Annotated in this window: 21 protein-coding genes; all 21 read left to right on the top strand. The window is 33.3% G+C overall.

The window, feature by feature from the left end; all coding sequences use genetic code 11:
* Position 1: 1 nt before the first annotated feature.
* Positions 2-1,249 (top strand): heavy metal-binding domain-containing protein, encoded by a 1,248-nt coding sequence (locus ACNQGB_RS13475; RefSeq protein WP_417944414.1) that lies wholly within the window; start codon positions 2-4, stop codon positions 1,247-1,249.
* 2 nt (positions 1,250-1,251) lie between these two features.
* Positions 1,252-2,466 carry a heavy metal-binding domain-containing protein gene (locus ACNQGB_RS13480; RefSeq protein WP_417944415.1) on the top strand — a complete coding sequence of 405 codons (1,215 nt, stop codon included), beginning with the start codon at positions 1,252-1,254 and terminating at the stop codon, positions 2,464-2,466.
* Positions 2,467-2,527: 61 nt separating this feature from the next.
* Positions 2,528-3,772 (top strand): hypothetical protein, encoded by a 1,245-nt coding sequence (locus ACNQGB_RS13485; protein ID WP_417944416.1) that lies wholly within the window; start codon positions 2,528-2,530, stop codon positions 3,770-3,772.
* A gap of 11 nt (positions 3,773-3,783) precedes the next feature.
* Positions 3,784-4,848, top strand: coding sequence for a YncE family protein (locus tag ACNQGB_RS13490; protein WP_417944417.1), 1,065 nt, complete (start codon positions 3,784-3,786; stop codon positions 4,846-4,848).
* A gap of 111 nt (positions 4,849-4,959) precedes the next feature.
* Positions 4,960-5,670 (top strand): PepSY domain-containing protein, encoded by a 711-nt coding sequence (locus ACNQGB_RS13495; RefSeq protein ID WP_417944418.1) that lies wholly within the window; start codon positions 4,960-4,962, stop codon positions 5,668-5,670.
* Between the two features lie 47 nt (positions 5,671-5,717).
* Complete coding sequence (locus ACNQGB_RS13500; protein ID WP_417944419.1) at positions 5,718-6,587, top strand: DUF2911 domain-containing protein; 870 nt, start codon at positions 5,718-5,720, stop codon at positions 6,585-6,587.
* A 27-nt stretch (positions 6,588-6,614) separates the two neighbouring features.
* Positions 6,615-7,100 carry a DUF305 domain-containing protein gene (locus ACNQGB_RS13505; RefSeq protein WP_417944420.1) on the top strand — a complete coding sequence of 162 codons (486 nt, stop codon included), beginning with the start codon at positions 6,615-6,617 and terminating at the stop codon, positions 7,098-7,100.
* 29 nt (positions 7,101-7,129) lie between these two features.
* Complete coding sequence (locus tag ACNQGB_RS13510) at positions 7,130-10,006, top strand: multicopper oxidase domain-containing protein (protein ID WP_417944421.1); 2,877 nt, start codon at positions 7,130-7,132, stop codon at positions 10,004-10,006.
* Positions 10,007-10,212: 206 nt separating this feature from the next.
* Entirely contained in the window at positions 10,213-10,548 is a 336-nt protein-coding gene (locus ACNQGB_RS13515; RefSeq protein WP_417944422.1) for a four-helix bundle copper-binding protein, read from the top strand.
* 338 nt (positions 10,549-10,886) lie between these two features.
* On the top strand, positions 10,887-10,994 hold the full coding sequence (locus tag ACNQGB_RS13520) for a heavy metal-binding domain-containing protein (protein WP_417944423.1): 108 nt from the start codon (positions 10,887-10,889) through the stop codon (positions 10,992-10,994).
* A 521-nt stretch (positions 10,995-11,515) separates the two neighbouring features.
* Entirely contained in the window at positions 11,516-11,905 is a 390-nt protein-coding gene (locus ACNQGB_RS13525) for a hypothetical protein (protein WP_417944424.1), read from the top strand.
* 251 nt (positions 11,906-12,156) lie between these two features.
* Positions 12,157-12,585: a hypothetical protein gene (locus ACNQGB_RS13530; RefSeq protein ID WP_417944425.1), complete on the top strand. Its 429-nt coding sequence runs from the start codon at positions 12,157-12,159 to the stop codon at positions 12,583-12,585.
* Positions 12,586-12,629: 44 nt separating this feature from the next.
* Positions 12,630-12,845, top strand: a complete 216-nt coding sequence (locus ACNQGB_RS13535; protein WP_417944426.1) for a hypothetical protein — start codon at positions 12,630-12,632, stop codon at positions 12,843-12,845.
* Between the two features lie 69 nt (positions 12,846-12,914).
* Positions 12,915-13,598 carry a HupE/UreJ family protein gene (locus ACNQGB_RS13540; protein WP_417944427.1) on the top strand — a complete coding sequence of 228 codons (684 nt, stop codon included), beginning with the start codon at positions 12,915-12,917 and terminating at the stop codon, positions 13,596-13,598.
* Between the two features lie 11 nt (positions 13,599-13,609).
* Entirely contained in the window at positions 13,610-14,236 is a 627-nt protein-coding gene (locus ACNQGB_RS13545; protein ID WP_417944428.1) for a hypothetical protein, read from the top strand.
* A 29-nt stretch (positions 14,237-14,265) separates the two neighbouring features.
* Entirely contained in the window at positions 14,266-18,606 is a 4,341-nt protein-coding gene (locus ACNQGB_RS13550) for a CusA/CzcA family heavy metal efflux RND transporter (RefSeq protein WP_417944429.1), read from the top strand.
* Between the two features lie 10 nt (positions 18,607-18,616).
* Positions 18,617-20,455 (top strand): heavy metal translocating P-type ATPase, encoded by a 1,839-nt coding sequence (locus ACNQGB_RS13555; protein WP_417944430.1) that lies wholly within the window; start codon positions 18,617-18,619, stop codon positions 20,453-20,455.
* Positions 20,456-20,469: 14 nt separating this feature from the next.
* A complete protein-coding gene (locus ACNQGB_RS13560) occupies positions 20,470-21,594 on the top strand; it encodes an efflux RND transporter periplasmic adaptor subunit (protein WP_417944431.1) in 1,125 nt (374 codons plus the stop codon).
* A gap of 24 nt (positions 21,595-21,618) precedes the next feature.
* A complete protein-coding gene (locus ACNQGB_RS13565; RefSeq protein WP_417944432.1) occupies positions 21,619-22,233 on the top strand; it encodes a class I SAM-dependent methyltransferase in 615 nt (204 codons plus the stop codon).
* A gap of 239 nt (positions 22,234-22,472) precedes the next feature.
* Positions 22,473-23,348, top strand: a complete 876-nt coding sequence (locus ACNQGB_RS13570) for a bestrophin family protein (protein WP_417944433.1) — start codon at positions 22,473-22,475, stop codon at positions 23,346-23,348.
* 11 nt (positions 23,349-23,359) lie between these two features.
* Complete coding sequence (locus tag ACNQGB_RS13575; protein ID WP_417944434.1) at positions 23,360-23,827, top strand: MgtC/SapB family protein; 468 nt, start codon at positions 23,360-23,362, stop codon at positions 23,825-23,827.
* The last annotated feature ends 32 nt before the right edge of the window (positions 23,828-23,859 follow it).

The raw sequence follows: 23,859 nt of genomic DNA on the forward strand, positions 1-23,859 counted from the left end.
TATGAACAGATATTTAAAATATAGTTTAGTAGTTCTGGTAATTTTGATTTTTGGATTTGCAATCTATTATTTTGCGACAAAGTCAGGCAATCATTCAGAAAGTATAGCTCAAAACGAAGTGTACACCTGTTCTATGCATCCTCAAATTATTCGGGATAAACCCGGAAATTGTCCCATTTGCGGAATGACTTTGGTAAAAAAAACAATTCAAAATCAGGCAATTGACAGTAATTCAATTGATGTTCTTTTAAGACCTACCGATAATTTTATCGTTGGTAATTATCAAACCACAACCGCAAAAGACACCACCATTAGCAGTGAAATTAATTTACCCGGTCTGGTTGCTTACGACCCAAATTCTTCCGTAAATATTGCGGCAAGAATAAGTGGCAGGATAGAACGAATATACGTGAATTATAAATACCAAAAAGTTAATAAAGGACAAAAACTATTTGATTTGTATAGTCCGGAATTACTGACAGAACAGCAAAATTTTATTTATTTAGTTTCCAATGATTCCGATAATGCATCAATTATTAAAGCCTCAAAGCAAAAATTATTGCTTTACGGAATGACAAATAATCAAATAAATGCACTGGCTTCCGCCAAAAGAGTAAATCCCGTAATTTCAATATATAGTCCAGCATCCGGAATCATTCAGGGAACCGAAAGCATGACCAAAAGCACTAATGCGACCATGCAAAATTCAGGCACAACTACAGAAGCTTTAACCATTAAAGAAGGTGATTATATAAAGAAAAGTGAAATCGTTTTCAAATTAGTGAATACCGATAAAGTATGGGGCGTTTTTAATATTTTGCAAGGATATAATAGCCTGATTAAAGTCAATCAATCGATCAACATTTTCTCGGAGTTGAATGAAAACGAATCTATTTCGGCCAAAGTGAACTTCATCGAAACACAATTCAGCACTACGGACAAATCCAATAGAATTAGGGTTTATTTGAATAACAATACGTTGAAATTACCCATCGGTTTACGATTACAAGGCATTGTAAAAACAAATCCGATGCAAGGGACTTGGATACAAAAACAAGCGTTGGTGAGTATTGGAAACAAAAAAATAGTTTTCATGAAACTGGGCAATGGTTTTAAAGTAAGAGAAATAAAAACGGGAATTGAAGTGAATGATTTTGTACAAATTATAGACGGTATTTTCGTTGATGATACCATTGCAAAAAATGCACAATATTTAATTGATAGCGAAAGCTTTATAAAAACAGAATAGCCATGAAAGCATTAAAAAAAATCAGCATTCTATTTTTAATACTTACCGCGTTTATAGCTTGTAATACAAAAAACAAGGAAGACCATAGTACCCATCAAACAAAGGAAAGTCTTTTTTATACTTGCTCCATGGATCCACAAGTGAAGGAAGACAAGCCAGGGAAATGTCCTATTTGCCACATGGATTTGACTCCGATGAAAAATGACGACTCGGCGGTTAACGAAATAGCTTTGAGCGCCCAACAAATTAAGCTTGGTAACATCACTACACAAACCATTGCAGAAACTCAAAGCAGCGTAGAACAATCCTATACCGGGGTTTTAACGATTAATCAAGAAAAAATAAAAACCATTTCCGCAAGAGCAATGGGACGAATCGAGAAGTTGTATTTCAAAACTGTTGGAGATTATATTGCTAAAAACCAACCCGTTTATCAATTATACAGCGAAGATATTGCCATTGCCAAGCAGGACTATTCCACAGCCTATAAACAGCTTTCCATGCCCGGTGATTTTGGAAAAAATGCTAAAACCATGCTAAATGCAGCCAAACAGAAACTATTGTTCTTTGGTTTGTCCAACATCCAAATTGAAAGTATAAAAACAAGCAATGAAGTTTCTCCTTACACTACTTTCTACAGTACCTACAGTGGAACTATTTCGGAATTAACAGCCACCGAAGGCAGTTACATCATGGAAGGTTCTGGAATAATTAAACTGGCTGATTTGAATAGTCTTTGGATTGAAACACAAGTAAATGTAAACTATTCGAAAAGTATGCACCTAGGGCAAAACGCCAAAGTTTCATTTATAGATTTTCCAGAAAAAACTGTAAACGCAAGAATTTCATTCATTAATCCGGAAATAAATCCGGATACCAGACTGCTTTTAATTCGTATGGAAGTCCCGAATCAAAACCTACTCTTAAAACCGGGGATGCAGGCCATGGTGAGGTTAACACAATCAAGCCTGAAAGGACTGTTTGTTTCCGCCGATGCCGTAATCAGGGAAGAAAACGCCTCTTATATATGGATTGAAAAAAGACCAGGAGTATTTGAAAGCCTAATGGTGGAAACAGGAGCGGAAACCAATGGGATGATTGAAATTAAATCAGAAATGGATCCATCTAAAAAAGTAGTCATTACTGGGGCGTATGCCATAAATAGCGAATATAAATTCCGAAAAGGTAGCGACCCCATGGAGGGAATGGAAATGTGATATTAGGTGTCAATGATTATGAAAATATTAAATTGTAAGCAAATTTATACATAAAGTAAAAATGAACAACCTAACGCAAATAATACAACAATTCAAAACCGATACAGAAAGTGTCTACAATACTTGGTTTGTCGATAACGACCAAAGGCTAAAAGCATTTCGAACCATTCGTAGAGGAATTTTACAAGTCATTGACGATATCAAAAAAAAGACTTTTCCAAATGATTTTAAAGGGAGTAGTTTAGAATTTGTATTGAGTTGTATTGCAGAACAAAAACAAATATTTGTTGGAGTTGCACATCCTTTTTATTGGAAACCAAAATTGCGAATTCCTGATATTTACGAAAATCCAAACAATAAAATTGCTTTCGGCCAATTTCTCGAAAACTGCATCAATGCAAAAACTGAAGAACAAGTTGTAAAAGAAATTGTAAAATTGGATGAATTAAAAATAAAAGGTTTAGGTCCAGCGGTAGCGAGTATTTTATATTTTTTACATCCAACTTGGTTTCCGCCATTTAATACGGCAATTCTCAACGGATTTAATTTTCTATTCAATGACAAAAAGAAGTTAGGAAGTTGGACAGAATATTTAAAAATTAGAGAAACATTAATCGAAACTAACAGCAAACATAAATCTGAATTATCAAATGATTTAGGAGCGATTGCAGGTTTGTGTTTTGAAATTGGAACACAAAAAATGCTAATTGGTAATGATGAATATTTAAGCGAAGACGAACGTACTAGGTTTGAAAAGAATATTTTAAAACGACAAAAAGAAATTCAGGAAGAAAAATTAGCAGAAAATCTTCATAACGAAATGCAATACCATTTGCTTAAAATTGGAGTTTCATTGGGTTATGATGTTACACCAGCTAGTAATGATAAAAGTAAAGCGTTTAATGGTCAAAGTTTTTCGTTTATATCAATAAGTAAGTTTCCAGAATTACCAACCGATAAAGATACCCAAAACACGATTAAACTCATTGATGTGCTTTGGTTTCAAAAAGGAACAAACAATATCATCGGTGCTTTTGAAGTAGAAAAAAGCACCAGTATTTATTCAGGTATTTTAAGACTTTCCGATTTGTTTTTTAGTATTTCCAATGGTGAAGAGGTGTTTTATATCATCATTCCGGATAGTCGAGAAAAAGATGTGATACAACAATTGAACAGACCGGTCATAAAAAATTCAAAAATGAACATTAAATACATACTATTTTCTGAATTGCGAAATCAATGTGACGCAATTTGCAAATTTGGTTCAGATTATTCAATAATGGAAAAAATAGCAAAATCAACTTAAATAATAAAAAAATGAAAAATCTTGTAGTAGTAAAAAAAATTCAGATTATGGTAGTATTAGTAGTGGTTAGCTTAATAATAGGCAGCTGCAATAATCCTAAAAAAACAATGCAATTAGCAAAAGTATACGTAGCCAATGAAGATGGAGGTAGCATTTCTGTTATAAACCTTCAGGACAGTACAAAAAACACAGAAATATCAATTAGTGACTCTTCAGGAATGATGTTTATGGCTCATAACGTACAAGTTGCACCTGATGGAAAATCTGTTTGGGTGACGGCAATACCTATGGATAGTGCGGCAACAAACCAATTGATCGTAATCGACCCCAACACGAATTCAATAATAAAACGTATTGAAGTGGGTAAGGATTTGCATTTGGCTCATGTTGTTTTAGATAGCAAATCAGAATTTGCTTATACCACAGCAAATGAAACTAATCAGATATTTCAAGTTGATGCAAGAACATATAAAATAATTCAAAAATTTGAATTAGGAAAAGGATATTTACCACATGGTTTTAGACATCAAAACGGAAAACTTTATGTTGCAAATATGGATGCAAAAAGTATGTCGATTGTTGCTATTGCTGATGGCAAAATAACAAACGTTCCACTGGGAGGTGTAGCTGTGCAAGTTGCAACTACGCAAGATAAAAAATTTGTTTTTGCGAGTTTGTACGATACCAAAGAAGTAGTAAAATATGATGTTAAAAATGCTCAGATAACAAGAATAAAATTGCCAAATGATGCACAAGGTCCTATTCAATTATATGCCACGCCAGACAGCAAATTGTTATATGTAGCCGATCAAGGGGAAACAATGGATAGACCTGTTTCAAATAAAATTTTTGTAATTGACATAATCAGTAACAAAGTTATTAAAACGATAACTGTAGGCAATAAAGCGCATGGTGTAGTGATTAGCAAAGACGGAAAAACAGTTTATGTAACCAATAGTGGTGACAATACTGTTTCAGTAATAGAGGTGGCAACTCAAAAAGTAATTAATACAATTGCAGTAGGCAAAAAACCAAATGGTATAAGTTATTGGTCCGAAACTGGCGGAATGGAATAGAAAATTAAGCAATGAATATTCAAATATATTCTGTTTTATAATTACAATTTTAATAAGATTTTTAAGGTTGGTTCAGTTTATTTAACAATTTCAAAAAAAATTAAAAAGTAAATGATTAAAGGAAAAAAAGCAAAATGGATTAGAAAGTCTCACCGATATTTAGGAATATTTTTAGGTCTTCAATTCTTAATGTGGACCATTAGCGGTCTATATTTTAGTTGGTCCAATATTGATGACATTCATGGAATGCAATTTCATAAAAAAGAAATTGTTGCCGAGTCGTTTTCGGGCTTAATAAGTCCTTCACTTCTTCACCCTTTGATAGCAATTCAATCTATCGAATTAAGGAAAATAAATAATCAACCTTTTTACTGGGTTAACGAGAAGATGCTTTATAATGCCAAAACAAGAAAATTAAAAAATGGTATCTCTAAAGAAGAAGCGTTGTCAATTGCAGATAAAAATATTGTATCAGGTTTAAAAGTAAAAGAAATACAATTTATTAAAGAAGTAGGGAAACACCATGAATATAGAGAGCATTTACTACCTGCCTACGTTATTTCATACCAAGAACCAAATAATTTAAAGGCTTATATCTCGGCAAATGATGGAGCTTTTCAAACGATTAGGCACAGTGATTGGAGATGGTTTGATTTTTTATGGATGACCCATACCATGGATTATGAGGGTAGAGACAATATGAATAATATTGTTCTAAGAATTTTTTCATTATTAGGGTTAATAACTGTTTTAAGTGGTTTTTTACTTTGGTATATCTCTTCACCTACCATTAGAATAATTTGGAGAAAAATAAAACAATAATTTAAAAAATAAAACAAAAAATAAAACAAACAATAAAATCAAAAACCATGAAAAAAATAATTCTAATACACTTCTTTATTTTACAGGCTTTAATAATTTCGGCACAAGAAAAAGCTCAAATAAAACTAACTTCTGCTAGTCCATCCGCATCATTTGAACAAGAATTAGGTAGTACAATAATCAAAGTTTCTTACAGCAGACCACTAGCAAGAGGCAGAAAAATATTTGGTGAATTAGTGCCTTTTGAAAAACTCTGGCGAACTGGCGCTAGTGAATGTACTTCAATAACCACCAACGAAGATATTGTGTTTGGAAATACTACTTTAAAAATGGGTAGTTACTCAATATTCACAATACCTTCAAAAAAGGAGTGGACAATAATTGTAAATACAGATACCACATTGCACGGCGAAACTGGACACGATGCTAAAAAAGATGTTTTTCGTTTTACAGTTCCAGTAGAAAGCATACCCAATTTTTATGAAACATTTACAATCGAAATAAATGATATTAATAGTAAAGGGGAGGGATTTCTAAAAATAATATGGGAAAATTCGATGGTTAAAATTCCACTAAAAAGTAAAGCTGATGAAAATATTTTAGCAGTAATAGATAAACATATCATTAAAGACAAAACTCAAGATGCTAATTTATTATTTCAAGCAGCAAACTATTATTACAGTACAAACAGAGATTATAAACAAGCAATAGTTTGGCTTATTGAAGCCGAGAAATTAGATGCAGAGAATTTCTATTATCCTAATTTAAGACAAAAAATTGCAATGGAACTAAAAGATTATCCAATTGCAATTGAAGCAGGTAAAAAAGCTTTATCAATAGCAGAATTAAAAAAAATGAAAAGTGTAGAATCACTTAAAAAACAAATTTTAGAGTTGGAGTTACTATTGAAAAAATAAATTAATTTAAATCAAAAAATCATGAAAATGAAACATACAACAGAAGAGCATTCAAAAGAATTAAGTTTGACTATGTACAAGAAATTAGCGATTATGATAGTGGTATCATTTATAGCTATGTATATACTCATGTATTCAATGGTAGATGTTTTTGCCAATGTAGTACCCAATATAAACCAATTTTACATGGCTGGACTGATGACCATGCCGATGCTCATAATTGAACTTTTAGTAATGGGTAGCATGTACGGAAATAAGAAATTAAATATTTCACTGGTTGTTACTGGTTTTATTGCTTTGATTCTATTTTTTGCAGGCATTAGGCAACAGGCAGCGGTTGGAGATAAAGAATTTTTAAAATCAATGATACCGCACCATGCAGCCGCAATATTAATGGGAAAAGAAGCATCTGTAACCGACCCTGAAATAAAGGAATTAATTAAAAATATTATTACCAGCCAGCAAGCGGAGATTGACCAGATGAAAGCAAAGCTCAAAGAATTAGACAAATAACTCCATGAGAATTAGTAAATCAATTTAAAATGAAAAAAATACTAGTAGTAGCATTGATTCTCGCTATTTACTCCTTTGCACAAGCACAGGATATGAAGGGGATGGATATGTCAAAAAAAGAAAAGGCGCAAAAGTTGCAGCCCACAACGTACACCTGCGTGATGCATCCCGAAATTCATGCTGATAAGCCAGGAAAATGCCCTAAATGTGGAATGACATTGATAAAGGAAAAAACGAAAACTCTTAAGAAATCAGTAGTTAAAAAGCAGGATGAAATGCAAATGCTCATGAAAAAGACTTCTAAAAAGAAGGACGACATGGACAATATCAAAACGGATAATATTAAGTTGGCATCCGTAACATACACCTGCCCAATGCACCCCGAAATTCACGCTGATAAGCCCGGAAAATGCCCTAAATGCGGAATGACTTTGGTAAAGGAAAAACCTAAAGCAGTTAAGAAATCGGTAGAAAAAAAGCATGATGATATGCAAATGCCCATGGAAAAGACTACTATAAAGAAGGACAACATGGACAATATGAAAACCGAGACTACTGATGCACATCAAAATCATGAGATTGGCAAAATGGATATGCCAAAAGCAAACCTAGGCTCTATAAAGACAATTGTAAACAACACACCGCCAAGAACTGTTCGATACGATTTGTATGTACGGGACACTATTGTAAATTTTTCAGGCGAACCTAAAAGAGCTATTGCCGTAAACGGACAAATACCAATGCCAACACTTACGTTTACGGAAGGCGATACCGCTGAAATTTATGTTCATAATGAATTAAACGAAGAAACTTCTCTCCATTGGCACGGCTTGTTTTTACCCAACAAAGAAGATGGTGTACCAAACCTTACACAAATGCCAATCAAACCGCATACTACTCACTTGTATAAATTTAAAATTATTCAGCACGGTACGCACTGGTATCATAGCCATACCGGATTGCAGGAACAAATAGGGATGTACGGTTCTTTTATTATGAATAAAAGAGAAGAGCTTGATATTCCCACAGTGCCTATAGTTTTGAGTGAGTGGACAGATATGAATCCCAACAATGCACATCGAATGTTACATAATGCTTCGGATTGGTTTGCTATCAAAAAAGGAACAACCCAAAGTTATGCAGAAGCCATAAGAAGCGGCTATTTTAAAACTAAACTTAATAACGAATGGAAGCGAATGAACGCTATGGATGTGAGCGATGTGTACTACGATAAATTCCTGATAAATGGAAAAAGTGAAAGCCAACTTTCACAATTTAAAGCAGGGGATAAAGTGCGATTACGTATATCAAATGGCGGTGCATCTACTTATTTTTGGCTTACATATGCTGGAGGTAAAATGACAGTTGTAGCAAGCGATGGTAACGATGTAGAACCCGTTGAAGTAGATCGGTTAATCATTGCGGTTTCCGAGACCTACGATGTTATCGTTACCATTCCTGCCGATAAAACGGCGTATGAATTTTTAGTTACATCTGAAGATCGTACAAAATCAGCCTCATTATATTTAGGTGATGGTATCAAGCAATTAACGGCTCCGCTACCCAAGTTAAAATATTTTGAAGGTATGAAGATGATGAACGGCATGATGAAAATGAACGGAGATCTAGACGATATGGGAATGCAAATGTCGCTTAACCAAATGGACATGAACGTAGTCATGTATCCCGAAATAACTGGCGAGCTGAAGAAAAAAGGCGACGATAAAATGCTGGATACGAATATGGAGGGCGATAAAATGGATGGAATGGAGATGAATAAAAAGGCGATGAAAGACAAGGAGAAAGGCCAAGAGAAAAAAGATATGATGAATATGGGCGACCATAAAATGCAAGGCATGGACAATCAATATGATTCCAATGCACTTTCTGATATCGTGACCTTGAACTATGCTATGTTGAAATCTCCAATTAAGACAACCCTTCCTAAAGATGCACCAGTAAAAGAATTAAAATTTGAACTTACCGGAAATATGAATCGTTATGTTTGGAGTCTGGATAACAAAGTAGTTTCAGAAAGTGATAAAATCTTAATTAAAAAAGGAGAAATCGTACGCATGATTCTTCACAACAATTCTATGATGCGTCATCCAATGCATTTGCACGGACATGATTTTAGGGTCATCAACGGACAAGAAGATTTCGCTCCAATGAAAAACATTATTGACATCATGCCAATGGAAACCGATACGCTCGAATTTGCTGCCACTGAAAGCGGTGATTGGTTTTTTCATTGTCATATTTTGTATCATATGATGAGTGGAATGGGCAGGGTTTTTAGTTATGAAAACTCCTCTGCAAATCCATTAATCCCAAACCCAAAATTGGCTCAACGTAAACTATTTGCAGACGATAGAGCATTTCACTTTATGGCAGAAAATGATTTTGCAACGAACGGAAACGATGGAGAAGCGATGTATCAAAGTACTCGTTGGAGTATCGGGACCGAATGGCGATTAGGCTACAAAACTATGCACGGCTACGAAACCGAAACCCATATTGGACGATACATTGGCAAAATGCAATGGTTAATGCCTTTTATAGGTTTTGATTGGAGATATAGAAAAATGGGTATAGACGAGCAAGAAAGAAATTTATTTGGGCAAACAAATACCAAAGACAACAGAGCTGTCTTTAGTGCAGGGGTTAGTTATACTTTACCAATGCTTATAATCGCTCAAGCAGAAGTATTTACTGATGGAAATGTGCGTTTACAGTTTGAACGAAAAGACATTCCTGTTTCTAAAAGATTACGTATGAGTTTAATGTGGAACACCGACAAAGAATATATGGCAGGCTTACGCTACATTGTCAAAAGAAATTTTGGATTTACAACCCACTATGATAGTGATATGGGAATTGGTTTTGGCGCTACTTTGAATTATTAAAAAACTCAAATTTCAAATTTGTATTAAGGATGCTTGTTCTAAAAGACAAGTGTCCTTTTTTTTGCAATTACATTTTTTACAAAATCAAATTACATTGCTAATAATGTGTGAATTATATAATTTTCATTAGAATTTCACAATACTTTTTTAAGTTAAAAAGCTACCTTTAAACTGCGAAAATTAATTCGCAATTAAAATTTAATAAGATGAGTCATCAAAAATTTAAAGATTGTATCGATGCATGTTCAGAATGTGCAGTAGAATGTTCGCATTGCGAAAGTGAATGCTTGAATGAGCATGACGTAAAAATGTTAGCGCGTTGCATAAAACTAGATCATGATTGTGCAGCTATTTGTTTATTTGCAATGCAGGCTATGGCAAGCGGAAGTGAATTTGCGGAAAAAATATGCAAATTATGCGCCGAAATTTGTACAGCTTGCGCCGAAGAATGTGAAAAACATTCACACATGGAGCATTGCAAAAATTGTGCGGAAGCCTGTCGAAAATGTGCTATTGAGTGCAGTAATATGAATAAAATGTGAGAATTTAGATCTCTTAAATAAAGTTTCGTTTAGAAGAATTATTTAAGAGATTTTAAACAATCAAAATTATAAACTATGAAAACAGTACAAAAAAGCACATTAGTTGTTTATCGATTGCTTTATTTAGTTCTTGCCGATCCACAATTGATGTAAATCAAACAGATACTACGATGAGGTCCGAAATGTGTAAATTGATGATAGATAATCCTAAAATGATGGATCTGATGAAAGATAAAAAAATGCAATCACACAAATGACTAGAATGCATAAAAATATGGATCTGTCCAAATAATACAAATACAAGCAACATTAATAAAAAAATAAAAAAATAAAAAAAAATGGAAACTCAAAAAACGTACAGCTGCCCAATGCATCCAGAAGTTACTTCGGATAAACCCGGAAAATGTTCCAAATGCGGAATGAATTTCGTGGAGAAAAAAGAGTGAAAATTCTATTAGTAACCGACGGTTCAAAATATAGTAATAATCACAAAAGTAGTTGCAGGTTCATCAAAAAACGTAATACTTCAAGATGCCGAAAAATTTAAAGCCAATTTGATACTAGTTGGCTCACTGGAGTATGCAGCAATTTAGCGTTTTGTTTTAGGTTCTGTTTAGCATGCAGAGGTGCTACGTGCTAACTGTTCTGTAGAAATTGTTCGTAAATTCTAAATTTGAAATATTCTCCATTCCTTTTAAAATCTCTTCAGTTATTATTATTTGAATTATCTGTTTTTTTTTCATTGTTTTAATGAAGTTGCTCATGGTGTTCCATCATTTCACTTGAGTTTTTAATACCGCATCAAACATATCTGTTGATTTGTTGACATAAAACAGTACAATCTAAAAGATAACAAAATTGATGTGTCATCATCAAAATTAGTTTAGAGGTTTTAGTAAATTAAGATTTACTTACTATTTATTTTTTAATTTATTGGTAATCAATAAAATTTATTACTTTTACAATCTTGAAAAAAATAATTACCATATCATTCATTTTTGTTTTTTTGTGTGCTAACACAGAGATTGGACAGCTATTGAAATTACCCAACTTAATACAACATTTTTCAAATCACCAAGAGGATACTAGTGGTCAGAATATTTCATTACTTGATTTCTTAGCAATTCATTACAATGATAGTGAACATCATCCTAATCAGGGAAAAGACAATCACCAAAGTTTGCCTTTTAAAACTATTAACCAATCTGTTAATACTGTACTTGCTTTTGAAAACATAACCCAGTTTTCATTTCGTAAACCAAATACTATTTCTGTAAATAGTACTGTATCTTTTAGTCAGGATTTTTACATCTCCAGCGTTTTTGCCTCTATCTGGCTTCCCCCTAAGTTGAGTTAATAATTTTATTTTTAATCGTAATTAGTTATATTTTAAATATTTCTGATTGCCATTGTAAAATATACTTTGCTATTTACTTATAGCGAACGATACCTTGTATCAATTCCATTACCATTCATCACTAACTGGACGTTTATGAGTTTTAGGTTACTCCATAACTAAAATCTTTTTAGACTTCATAAAACTCTCATAGCGTTTTTAGTGTCGATCTGTAATGCAATCAATCTTTTTTAACTCTAAAAACATCCATAATGAAAACAATTAAATCAATCGCAATAGGCATATTCTTGCTAGTGGCAGGAACAACAATTTCTAATGCACAAGTAAACGAAAATCATTCCAAAACGCCACATGGTGGAATAATACAAAATTCAGGCGAATATAAAATTGAAATGGTCGAAAGAGAAAATAGTATTAGTTTTTATGTACTGAATTCGAAAGGAAAAACGGTTTCAAATAATAAAGTAACCGGCTCGGCTGTTTTTGAATTTTTCAATAAAACAAAAGCAACAAATCCAGTTTCTTTGGACACCAACAATTCTTTACTTGTCTATGTTCCTAAAGCAAATATATATGCTTATTGTACCATCACATTACTTGTCAATGGAAAAACAATCTCTTCTAAATTTAGAAACAGCGAAGTTTCAGAACAAGATATTAATCATGGACACCAACATTAATTCAATTTTATTATTCTTTATAAACCTAATTTAAATTTACAATTATGAAAAAAATTTTAATCGTAGCAACGATCGCAATCGGAATGTTAACTTCTTGCAACAAAAAAGCAGACAACGAAACTGAAAACACTGAAGTTCAAACTACGGAAACCACAGAACAGGTGCAAGTAATGACAGATACTACTAACCAAGTAAGTATGGATAGTATTAAACAAGTGGAGCAAGACAAAGTTGATGCGGCTCACGGACACACGCATTAATATAATTTAACAGGCTGCTTCTCTTCCTAAAATTTCAGGAGAGAAGTAGTTTTTAAAAGAAAAATAAAAATGAATTCAAAAAAAATAATATTTGTTGTTTTACTTTTTTTTGTTGGTATCACAGGCATTTTTGCCCATGGTGTCGATGAAAATACACAAACATTTTTGTTAGGAAATGACGGCGTTGCGTTTGGCCCTTTTCTCTATATTGGTGCTAAACACATGCTAACGGGTTACGATCATTTGCTTTTTTTAATTGGCGTTATCTTTTTCCTTTATCGCCCTAAAGAGGTACTGCTTTACGTAAGTTTCTTTACGATTGGTCATAGCGCAACATTATTGTTTGGCGTTATGAATAATATATCAATCAATTCGTATTTAATTGATGCGATTATTGCTCTGTCAATAGTGTATAAAGGGTTTGATAATTTAGGTGGTTTTAAAAGATTTTTCGGAACGCAACCCAATACAAAAGCAGCTGTTTTGATTTTCGGATTATTTCATGGTTTCGGGCTTGCCAGCAAATTGCAGGATTTCAAATTTGAAAAAGAAGGATTGTTTACCAATCTGCTTGGGTTCAATATTGGTGTCGAAATAGGTCAGTTCATAGCATTAACTTTTGTACTAATTCTGATTACTTTATGGCGCAGACATTCCAGCTTCATGAAATTTTCAACAATAACAAATACGTTGCTTATGGCTGCCGGATTTGTATTAATCGGATATCAATTAACAGGTTATTTTACATCTTAAAAAATTAAAAAATGTCAGAAATAAATCATCAAACAGTAAATAAAAAACAAATTATTAAAGCAGTTATCTTCGCTTTACTACTTTCTATAGTAATTTTAGTGAGCGCAGTTTTACCTGCTGAATATGGAATAGATCCAATAGGAACAGGCAAATTGTTCGGGTTCAGCAAACTTCATGTTCCGGAAAATCAGGAAGGAAATCAACAGGAAACAAGAACTCAAAAGGTATTTACTTTAATAAAAATGGAAAAAGCAGGGTCCGGACCAGAAGTAAAAAGACCAGTCGAGGCAGATAACCCTGCACCTGAAAAACAATTTGCAGAAAGAGAAGATACTATTGAAGTTATCGTTCCGGCAGGAAAAGGCATTGAATATAAAATTTATATGCTGAAATACGGTAAAATGAAATACGAATGGACTACTAATAAAGGAATCGTTTATTTTGACTTTCACGGCGAAGTGAAACAAGCAAAAGAAGTTAATGATGTCTATTTTGAAAGTTATACGCTTGCTTATTCCAATAATATGGTGGGAACTTTTTATGCTCCATTTGAAGGGAAACATGGTTGGTTTTTCAGAAACAATGAAAATGCAGCCATTATAGTTACGCTAAAATTAAAAGGGCAGTATTCAATATAAGTAGTGAACATTCCTTAATATAACAAATTATGCTAAATAAAATTATTGAGTTTTCAATCAAAAACAAACTCATTATTGGACTATTTATTTTTGCGCTCATTGGATATGGAAGTTATCAATTTACAAAATTACCTATCGATGCGGTTCCTGATATTACGGATAATCAGGTTCAGCTAATTACTTCAGCACCATCGCTGGGTGCAACCGATATTGAACGACTGATTACATTTCCAATAGAACAAGCCAACAGTAATATTCCGGGACTGAAAGAAATTAGAAGTTTTTCTCGTTTTGGTTTATCAGTGGTTACCATTGTTTTTAATGATGCAACTGATGTGTACTGGGCAAGACAACAAGTCACAGAACGATTAAGTGCTGTTAAAGACCAAATCCCCACAGGGATTGGAGATCCATTTCTTGCACCAGTAACAACAGGACTAGGCGAAATTTATCAATATGCGGTACGAACCAAACCTGGTTACGAAAAAAAATACGATGTAACTGAGTTGAGAACCATTCAAGATTGGATTGTTCGTCGTCAATTGTTAAGTGTTGAAGGAGTCGCGGAAGTAAGTAGTTTCGGTGGAAAATTGAAACAATTTGAAATTGCCATTGACCCAAATAAATTGCAATCCTTTAATATTACTATTACGGATGTTTTTACGGCTTTAGAAAAAAACAATCAAAATACGGGTGGTGCTTATATCGAAAAAGGTCCTAAAGTTTTGTATATCCGAAGTGAAGGATTAATTAGTACTATCGAAAATATCAAAGATATTTCTATTAAAAATACCAGTAACGGAAGTCCTTTATTTATTAGGGATGTAGCTGATGTACGAATTGGTAATGCTATCCGTTACGGAGCTATGACTTTTAATAAAAAAGGAGTTCAATCTGGTGAAGTTTCGGGGGCAGTGGTAATGATGTTAAAAGGAGCCAATAGTAATGTGGTTATTAAAAACATTAAGGATCGTATTGCACAAATCGAAAAAACATTACCCGAAGGCGTTATTCTGGAACCTTTTCTAGACCGAACCAAAATGGTAAACAATTCTATTTCAACGGTAGAAAAAAATTTATTAGAAGGAGCATTAATAGTCCTCTTTGTTTTAATTTTCTTTTTAGGAAACATAAGAGCAGGATTAATTGTTGCTTCAGTTATTCCTTTAGCAATGTTAATAGCAGTCATATTGATGAATATGTTTGGTGTTAGCGGTAATTTAATGAGTTTAGGAGCATTAGATTTTGGATTGATTGTAGATGGCGCTGTTATTATTGTTGAAGCCTGTTTGTTTAGTTTACATAGTAGGCAAGCTTCTCAAATCTCACAGCAAGAAATGGACAACACCGTATTAAAAACGTCTATAAAAATGCGTAATGTATCCGTTTTTGGTGAGTTAATTATATTGATAGTATACATTCCCATTTTTACGTTGCGTGGTATTGAAGGAAAAATGTTTCTACCAATGGCACAAACTATTGCGTTTGCATTATTTGGTGCTTTTATATTGTCGCTGACGTATGTTCCAATGATGACCGCTTTATTTTTGAATAAAAATATATCCCACAAAAAAACTTTTTCAGATAGAATGATGGAAAAATTAGAAAATTTCTATCAACCCCTTCTGAACAAAGCATTAGGAATTCCACGAACAATTATTGCTGCAACTTTGGGTTTATTTGTTTTAGCGCTGATTACACTTTCGTTTATGGGTGGCGAATTTATGCCCTCATTGGAAGAAGGCGATTTTGCAGTAGAAACCAGAGTTTTACCAGGAAGCAATCTACAAACCTCTATGACTGCTATTTCACAAGGTGCAAAAATACTACTAGAAAAATTTCCCGAAGTGGAGAAAATTGTAGGCAAAACAGGAAGTAGCGAAGTACCTACCGATCCAATGCCCATTGATGCCAGTGATATGATGATTATTTTAAAGGACAAAAGCGAATGGACTTCTGCCAAAACTTTTGATGAATTATCCCAAAAAATGGCAAAGGAACTGGAAGCTGTTCCAGGAGTTTCTTATGGTTTTCAATATCCAGTACAAATGCGTTTTAATGAATTAATGACTGGTGCAAGGCAAGATGTAGTCTGTAAAATATTTGGAGAAAATTTAGATACTCTGGCTTTATACGCCAATAAATTAGGTAAAATTGTAAATACCGTAGAGGGAACTTCCGACCTTTATGTAGAAACCGTTACCGGAATGCCTCAAGTAGTAATTGACTACAATAGAGCTTCCATTGCGCAATATGGTTTAAATATTGAAGATATAAATCGAATTGTAAACACCGCATTTGCAGGACAAAGTACTGGGGTTGTTTATGAAGGGGAGAAACGATTTGATTTAGTGGTTCGTTTAACAGGCGAAAAACGACAGGATTTGGCGGATGTTCAAAATTTATTGATACCAACTTCCACGGGTTCGCAAATTCCGTTATCTCAATTAGCAAAAGTTGAAATTACCGAAGGTCCAAATCAGATACAAAGAGAAGACGCCAAACGTAGAATTGTAGTTGGTTTTAATGTTCGAGGCCGGGATGTACAAAGTATTGTAAAAGAACTGCAAGGTAAAGTCGAAGCACAAATAAAATTTCCCGCTGGCTACTACCCTACTTATGGCGGTGCTTTTGAAAACTTAAACGAAGCCAAAAATCGTTTGATGATAGCTGTTCCGGTCTCCTTACTATTAATATTTATTTTACTGTATTTTGCATTCAATTCCGTAAAACAAGGGCTATTGATTTATTCAGCAATTCCACTTTCGGCCATTGGGGGTATATTCTTTTTAGCGTTGCGGGGAATGCCCTTTAGCATCAGTGCTGGAGTTGGTTTTATAGCCCTATTTGGTGTAGCGGTTCTAAACGGTTTAGTATTGATTGCAGAATTCAACAGCATACGAAAATCGGGTGAAACCGATCTAAAAGCGATTGTTTTACAAGGAACTAAAGTACGTTTACGCCCAGTTTTAATGACTGCATTTGTAGCCTCATTAGGGTTTTTACCGATGGCATTAAGCAACGGTTCTGGTGCAGAAGTACAAAAACCACTGGCAACTGTGGTAATCGGCGGTCTGTTGATTGCAACATTCTTAACTTTATTTGTTTTACCAATTTTATATATCATGTTTGAAAAAGGAATTAATTTAAAACCAAAAAAGATAAAATCAATTACAACAATCCTGCTACTGGGACTATTTTTTTCTTTTCAAAGTGCAGCTGCGCAAGAAAAAATTTCAATTGACAAAGCTATTGAAACGGCTCTTTCAAACAATCTCAAAATTAAAAACGAAAAACTGAATTCAGACTATTTGCAACAGATGACTAAGACAGGCTACGATATTTTCAATACAGGAATTATTGGCGAGTACGGTCAGTTTAACAGTAATGTTAATGATATAAAAATTGGTGTTTCGCAAACAATTAAGTTCCCAACAATTTACAAAAAGCAGAAACAACTGCTAATTGAAGAAGCAAAAACTGGCAAATGGAACGAAGCTTTGCAAAAAAAGGAATTATCCAAGCAAGTTACAAGTGTATTTTATGAAATAATTTATTTAAAAGAGAAAGAAAAATTATTGCTGAAAAGTGATAGCATTTATTCTGAATTTTTAAGAAAATCAACACTTCGTTTTGATAAAGGTGAAAGCAATGTATTGGAAAAAGCCACTGCCGAAAATCAATCTGGACAAATTAAAATCCAATTGTATGAAGTACAAAGCGATTACAAAACAGTGCTGTCTCAATTCAAAATGCTGCTCAATGCAGATAATGATTTTGTACCTTTTTCGGATAAAATCAAAATGGATTTTGACGAAAAAATAGCTGATAATAAAATAACAAACTATCCAACTATTAAAATATTCGAGCAAGAAGTAACTATTAATAAAGCGGAAATTGCATTGGAAAAATCTAAAAAATTACCCGAATTAATTGGCGGTGTTTATTGGCAAACTTTCAATACCAATGCTAATTTGCAGGACAGTTTCAATGGTATTTATGGACAATTTGGAGTAGCACTTCCTTTATTCAACTCCTCGTTCAGTAATAGAAAAAAAGCGTTAGAAACCAAATCCGAAATCGCCGAAAATAATTTGAATTTTGAAAAAGTGAAACTGCAAAACCAGTATCAAAATTTGTTACAGGAATTTCAAAAAAATAAAACGACAATTATATATTATGAAACTAAAGCTTTAAAAAATGTTGATTTAGTAACCAATACTGCTAATAAAAAATTCATTGGTGGCGACATCAATTATTTAGAATGGGTAATACTAATCAATCAAAATACCGAAATTCGAAGTAATTATATTGAAGCTATCAAAAGAATAAACAATAATATAATTGAACTCAATTCATTAACCCAATAATCATAACAAAATGAATTTTACTCAAACATTTTTTTTACGTCAGTTTCTTTGGGAAATTGTTAGAATACTAATTGTCGGTCTCGCTAGTTTATTATTCTATTTCAATATTATTCCATTACCTATTTTAATTGTAACAATGGCTTTTGGTCTCTTTTCATTAGTCAAAATAGCAATTTTAGATTTAATTAAAGAAAGAAAAATAGGAACCGAATTATTTATAACAATAGCGGTAATTATTTCAGTTCTTGGTAAAGAATATTTGGCGGGTGCTGTGGTGCTTATGATTATTCTTATAGCAGAATATATTGCAAGTGCCAGTACAGAAAAAGCAAGAGCATCTATTAAAGAGTTAATTGGTTCCGTTCCAAAAACAGCAATAGTAAAAAAAGATAATCAAGAATCCACAATTGCTATTGCCGATTTAAAAATTGGAAATATAGTACTGGTAAAAGCCGGCGAAAAAATTCCTGTTGATGGTAAAGTTATTGGCGGTAATGGCTCTGTGAATCAAGCACCAATAACAGGAGAAAGTGTTCCGCAGGAAAAAACAGTGGGAAGCGAAGCATTTGCTGGAACAATACTAGAGTTAGGCGCGCTAGATATTCAAATGACAAAAGCAGGCGCAGATACTGTTTTTTCACGAATTATTTCGTTAGTGGAAGATGCCGAAAGTCAGCAAGCACCTATCGAAAAATACACAGACAAAGTGGCATCTTGGCTGATTCCCGTGGTGTTTATTTTTGTTGGTGCAGTATATTTTTTTACGCGTGATGTAAGACTTGTTATTGCATTGCTAATTTTTACTTCGCCTGCTGAATTGGGATTAGCAACTCCGCTTGTAACCATTTCCGCCATAGCTCGTGCAGCTAGAGAAGGAATTTTAATAAAAGGAGGTTTGTTTTTAGAAGAGCTGGCTAAAGTAACTGTAATCGTTTTTGATAAAACAGGTACTTTAACGATAGGCAGTCCCATAGTAAATACCGTTGAAATAATAGATACTAATTATAATGAGCAGCAACTAGTTGAGTTTGCCGCTGCTGTAGATCGTCGTTCTAGTCATCCATTAGCAAAAGCAATTTTAAGTTACGCCGATAAATTAAAACTTACTTATGGTGATCCTACAGAATTTGAGGTAGTAAAAGGACGTGGTGTTTCTGCCAAAGTTGATGGAAAGTTTGTTTTATTAGGAAATAAACTTTTTATGGAAGAAAGCAAAGTTGTTGTATCAAAATCTTCAGAAAATCCTACAGACACTGCTATTTATCTTTCAGTAGAAAATAAACTTGCAGGTATTTTTTATATTTCTGATGCCATTCGTGAAGAGGCAAAAGAAATGATTGAGGGTTTGAGAAAAAGCGGTATTAAAAATATAATTATGCTTACAGGAGATAACCCAGAAACGGCCAAACACGTTTCCAATCAAATTGGAATTACCGATTTCAGAGCTAATTTATTACCCGAAGATAAAATCAATATTATAAAAGAGTTGCAAAAAGATGGTTCTAAAGTAGCAATGGTCGGCGACGGTATTAATGATGCACCTGCTTTAGTTCAGGCAAATATTGGCATTGCAATGGGTGCTATGGGAACAGAAGCAGCAATGGAAGCAGCTGATATTGTCTTGATGCAGGATAAATTAGAAAAAATTGCCAAGGCTCGGGCTATAAGTAAAAGGGCATTTCGTACTATTAAAGAAAATATTTTTGTAGGTGTTGGCGTGGTACATATAGTCGGAATTACTCTTGTTTTACTTAAAATAATTGGACCAGTCGAAGCAGCAGCTATTCATTTATTACCTGATACATTAGTTTTTATTAATTCGATTAAACTTTTAAGAGTTAAAATTTAAATACAACTTATAATATGAAAAATATATTTATCACAATTACAGCCATTCTGTTTTACATTTCTTGTGGAAACAAAAAATCAGAAGAAGCATCAGCCGAAACAGAAACTGTAGAAAATGTTACAACGTTAACCGATGCACAAATAAAAAATGCAGGTATCGAAACAGGTAAAATTGAACAAAAAGAAATTTCTGCAACCTTAAAACTAAACGGAAAAATAGATGTGCCACCACAAAATTTAGTGTCTGTAAGTGTGCCAATGGGCGGTTATTTAAAAAGCACCCGGCTTTTGGAAGGAATGCATGTAACCAAAGGGCAGGTCTTGTGTGTGGTAGAAGACCAACAATACATTCAACTGCAGGAAGATTACCTTTTGGCGAAAGCAAAAATAGGGTATGCTAAAGCCGAATTTGAAAGACAAAAAGAACTCAACCGAAGCAAAGCTAGTAGCGATAAAGTGTATCAACAAGCACAATCAGAATACAACTCACTAATTGTAATGGTGCAATCGTACGGCGAGAAATTAAAATTCACAGGGATAAATCCGAATAATGTTTCAACAAAGAACATTTCAAAAAGCATCAATATATATTCGCCAATAAGTGGTTATGTAGCTAAGGTAAACGTGAATATTGGCAAGTATGTAAACCCGAGCGATATTTTATTCGAGATTGTAAATCCATCTGATATTCATTTGGCATTAACCGTATTTGAAAAAGACATCAATCAATTGGCAATTGGTCAGTCAGTTATATCTTATACAAATACTAATCCTGAAAAAAAACATCTTGGCACAATTATTTTAATCGGTAAAGATTTTTCAGAAAATCGAAGCACTGAAATGCATTGCCATTTTACAAATTACGACAAAGCACTTTTACCAGGAATGTACATGAATGCCGAAATAGAATTAAAAAGTCAGCAATCAAATGTATTGCCATCTGATGCTATAGTGAATTATGAAAACAAGAATTATATTTTTGTTGCCAAACAAAACAAACAATTTGAAATGAAAGAAATTAGAATTGGAACAGTTGAAAATGAGTTTACTGAAATTCTTTCAGACGATTTAAAAGACGAGAAAATTGTTATCAAAGGAGCTTATGTACTTTTAATGAAAATGAAAAATGTAGAAGAATAACAAAAAACATGATACATTAAAAAAATGGAAAATAAAAAATCACATTGGGAAAATGTATTTAGTACCAAATCCCCTAATGAAGTAAGTTGGACACAGGACTATCCTACCACTTCTATGAATTATTTAGAAAATTTAAACCTATCAAAAACTGCCAATATTATTGATGTTGGCGGTGGTGATAGCAATTTGATAGATGCGCTATTAGAAAAAGGATATCAAAATATTTGGGTTTTAGATATTTCAGAAGCAGCGTTAGAAAAAGCAAAAAAAAGGTTAGGCGAAAAAGCTAATAAGGTCCATTGGATTGTTTCTGATATAACCGAATTTAATACAGCTATTAAATTTGATTTTTGGCACGACAGGGCAGTTTTTCATTTTCTGACTGATGCGATAAGTATTGAAAAATATGTAACATTAGTGGGGAAATCAATCGCTGAGAATGGCAATTTCTTATTAGGGACTTTTTCAGAAAATGGTCCATTAAAATGTAGTGGATTAGAAATAAAACAATATTCTGAAAACACAATGAAGAATACGTTTAAAGAAAAATTTAATACTGTAAAATGTTTTACAGAGAATCATTTGACTCCTTTTGAAACAATACAAAATTTTCAGTTTTGTGGATTTAAGAAATGTTAAAATGAAAAAATAATTGCTAATACTAACCGTATCGTTTGCTGTTTTTTCCTGCAATCAAAATACAGAAACAAAAACAGCGGAGAGCGATTGAATAGTAGGAACTATAGTCGAAAAAATTATAATTATTAAAAAACAGTTTTGTGCTTTTATAGTTTTAGGTGGCTCATTACTCGGATATTTAATGACATTTATATAATTAAAAAAAAAGTATAACATAAGTATTTTTAATCTAAACAAATATGCTACTAAATAGAAAAATATCAATTTTTACTTTTATAAAAGAAATTAAGTATGATATTCTTGCAATTGTAACTTATGCAGTAGTTGTGGGCATTGTAGATCAATATTCTTTTCTGTCCAAAATATCAATACCTACTGGTATGACAGCTATTATAGCTACCACCTTATCATTTTTACTAGCGTTCAGGACAGCACAGGCTTATGAAAGATGGTGGGAAGCAAGAATAGTTTGGGGAGCAATAGTAAATGATTCCAGAACATTGATACGACAAGTCATGCAATTTGTTCCACAAAATAATGCTAATAGTAAAACAATTGAAATATTTGTACATCGCCAAATTATTTGGTGCTATGCCTTGGGAGAATCTTTACGAGGATTGCCTTTTACAGACAAAGTACAACAATACATTAATGAGCAACACATTGCGGACAAAAATATTCCAAACGCAATTTTGAATCTGCATAGTGTTGCATTGTCTCAACTGGATATGAGTGAATTTAAACAAGTACAGATTGACACTACTTTAAACCGTTTGTGTGATGCTATGGGAAAGTGCGAACGCATTAAAAACACAGTGTTCCCTAAATCCTACAGCTTGTTAATACATTTATTGATTTATGTATTCGCTACATTACTACCTTTTGGGTTAGATGATAAATACATCATTGAAGAGATTTTTTTAACTACATTATTGCCATTAATTTTCATTACTATAGAACGAACAGCTATAATATTGCAAGACCCTTTTGAAAATTCACCCTCAGATACACCAATGACAAATCTTGCAATAACTATTGAGATTAATCTAAAAGAAATGATTAACAATACAAATTTACCAATACTAGAAAAACCAACCTCTTTTTACTTAATGTAATACTATATGAAATGATAGAAGCAGATATAAAATTTGAACTTATAATGGTAGCCAAAATACTTATGGCTGCTATACTTGGTTGCATAATTGGGTACCAGCGAGAGCGAGAGAATAAAAATGCCGGAATACGTACTTTTGGCGCAGTAAGTGCCGGTGCCGCACTGTTTACCGCTGTTGGAATGCATTTTTCAGAAACCGATGATTCATCAAGGATTATTGCCAATATCATTACAGGCGTAGGTTTTCTGGGTGCCGGAATTATTTATAACAAACAGCAAAGCAACGAATCCAGCGGACTCACCACGGCTGCGAATATATGGGCAGTTTCTGCCATTGGTGTAGCCGCTGCTTTGGGATTTTATGTAATATCTGTTGTGACTACGGCCCTACTGTACTTCATGTTGTCGCTCAATCATTTTAGTTTTTATAGAAATTGGCAATCCAGGATTCAAAATGATAAAAACCCAAACCAAGACTAATACCGATACTAATTGTCAAATTAAAAATTCAA

It is taken from the genome of Flavobacterium frigidum (assembly GCF_048286795.2).

What these genes read in the sequence shown, in the direction of transcription:
- ACNQGB_RS13570 (WP_417944433.1), top strand. Translation starts at nt 22,473, where the DNA reads ATGCTACTAAATAGAAAAATATCAATTTTTACTTTTATAAAAGAAATT.
- ACNQGB_RS13505 (WP_417944420.1), top strand. Translation starts at nt 6,615, where the DNA reads ATGAAACATACAACAGAAGAGCATTCAAAAGAATTAAGTTTGACTATG.
- ACNQGB_RS13575 (WP_417944434.1), top strand. Translation starts at nt 23,360, where the DNA reads ATGATAGAAGCAGATATAAAATTTGAACTTATAATGGTAGCCAAAATA.
- ACNQGB_RS13545 (WP_417944428.1), top strand. Translation starts at nt 13,610, where the DNA reads ATGTCAGAAATAAATCATCAAACAGTAAATAAAAAACAAATTATTAAA.
- ACNQGB_RS13530 (WP_417944425.1), top strand. Translation starts at nt 12,157, where the DNA reads ATGAAAACAATTAAATCAATCGCAATAGGCATATTCTTGCTAGTGGCA.
- ACNQGB_RS13540 (WP_417944427.1), top strand. Translation starts at nt 12,915, where the DNA reads ATGAATTCAAAAAAAATAATATTTGTTGTTTTACTTTTTTTTGTTGGT.
- ACNQGB_RS13565 (WP_417944432.1), top strand. Translation starts at nt 21,619, where the DNA reads ATGGAAAATAAAAAATCACATTGGGAAAATGTATTTAGTACCAAATCC.
- ACNQGB_RS13515 (WP_417944422.1), top strand. Translation starts at nt 10,213, where the DNA reads ATGAGTCATCAAAAATTTAAAGATTGTATCGATGCATGTTCAGAATGT.
- ACNQGB_RS13555 (WP_417944430.1), top strand. Translation starts at nt 18,617, where the DNA reads ATGAATTTTACTCAAACATTTTTTTTACGTCAGTTTCTTTGGGAAATT.
- ACNQGB_RS13495 (WP_417944418.1), top strand. Translation starts at nt 4,960, where the DNA reads ATGATTAAAGGAAAAAAAGCAAAATGGATTAGAAAGTCTCACCGATAT.
- ACNQGB_RS13560 (WP_417944431.1), top strand. Translation starts at nt 20,470, where the DNA reads ATGAAAAATATATTTATCACAATTACAGCCATTCTGTTTTACATTTCT.
- ACNQGB_RS13485 (WP_417944416.1), top strand. Translation starts at nt 2,528, where the DNA reads ATGAACAACCTAACGCAAATAATACAACAATTCAAAACCGATACAGAA.
- ACNQGB_RS13550 (WP_417944429.1), top strand. Translation starts at nt 14,266, where the DNA reads ATGCTAAATAAAATTATTGAGTTTTCAATCAAAAACAAACTCATTATT.
- ACNQGB_RS13490 (WP_417944417.1), top strand. Translation starts at nt 3,784, where the DNA reads ATGAAAAATCTTGTAGTAGTAAAAAAAATTCAGATTATGGTAGTATTA.
- ACNQGB_RS13500 (WP_417944419.1), top strand. Translation starts at nt 5,718, where the DNA reads ATGAAAAAAATAATTCTAATACACTTCTTTATTTTACAGGCTTTAATA.
- ACNQGB_RS13475 (WP_417944414.1), top strand. Translation starts at nt 2, where the DNA reads ATGAACAGATATTTAAAATATAGTTTAGTAGTTCTGGTAATTTTGATT.
- ACNQGB_RS13535 (WP_417944426.1), top strand. Translation starts at nt 12,630, where the DNA reads ATGAAAAAAATTTTAATCGTAGCAACGATCGCAATCGGAATGTTAACT.
- ACNQGB_RS13520 (WP_417944423.1), top strand. Translation starts at nt 10,887, where the DNA reads ATGGAAACTCAAAAAACGTACAGCTGCCCAATGCATCCAGAAGTTACT.
- ACNQGB_RS13480 (WP_417944415.1), top strand. Translation starts at nt 1,252, where the DNA reads ATGAAAGCATTAAAAAAAATCAGCATTCTATTTTTAATACTTACCGCG.
- ACNQGB_RS13510 (WP_417944421.1), top strand. Translation starts at nt 7,130, where the DNA reads ATGAAAAAAATACTAGTAGTAGCATTGATTCTCGCTATTTACTCCTTT.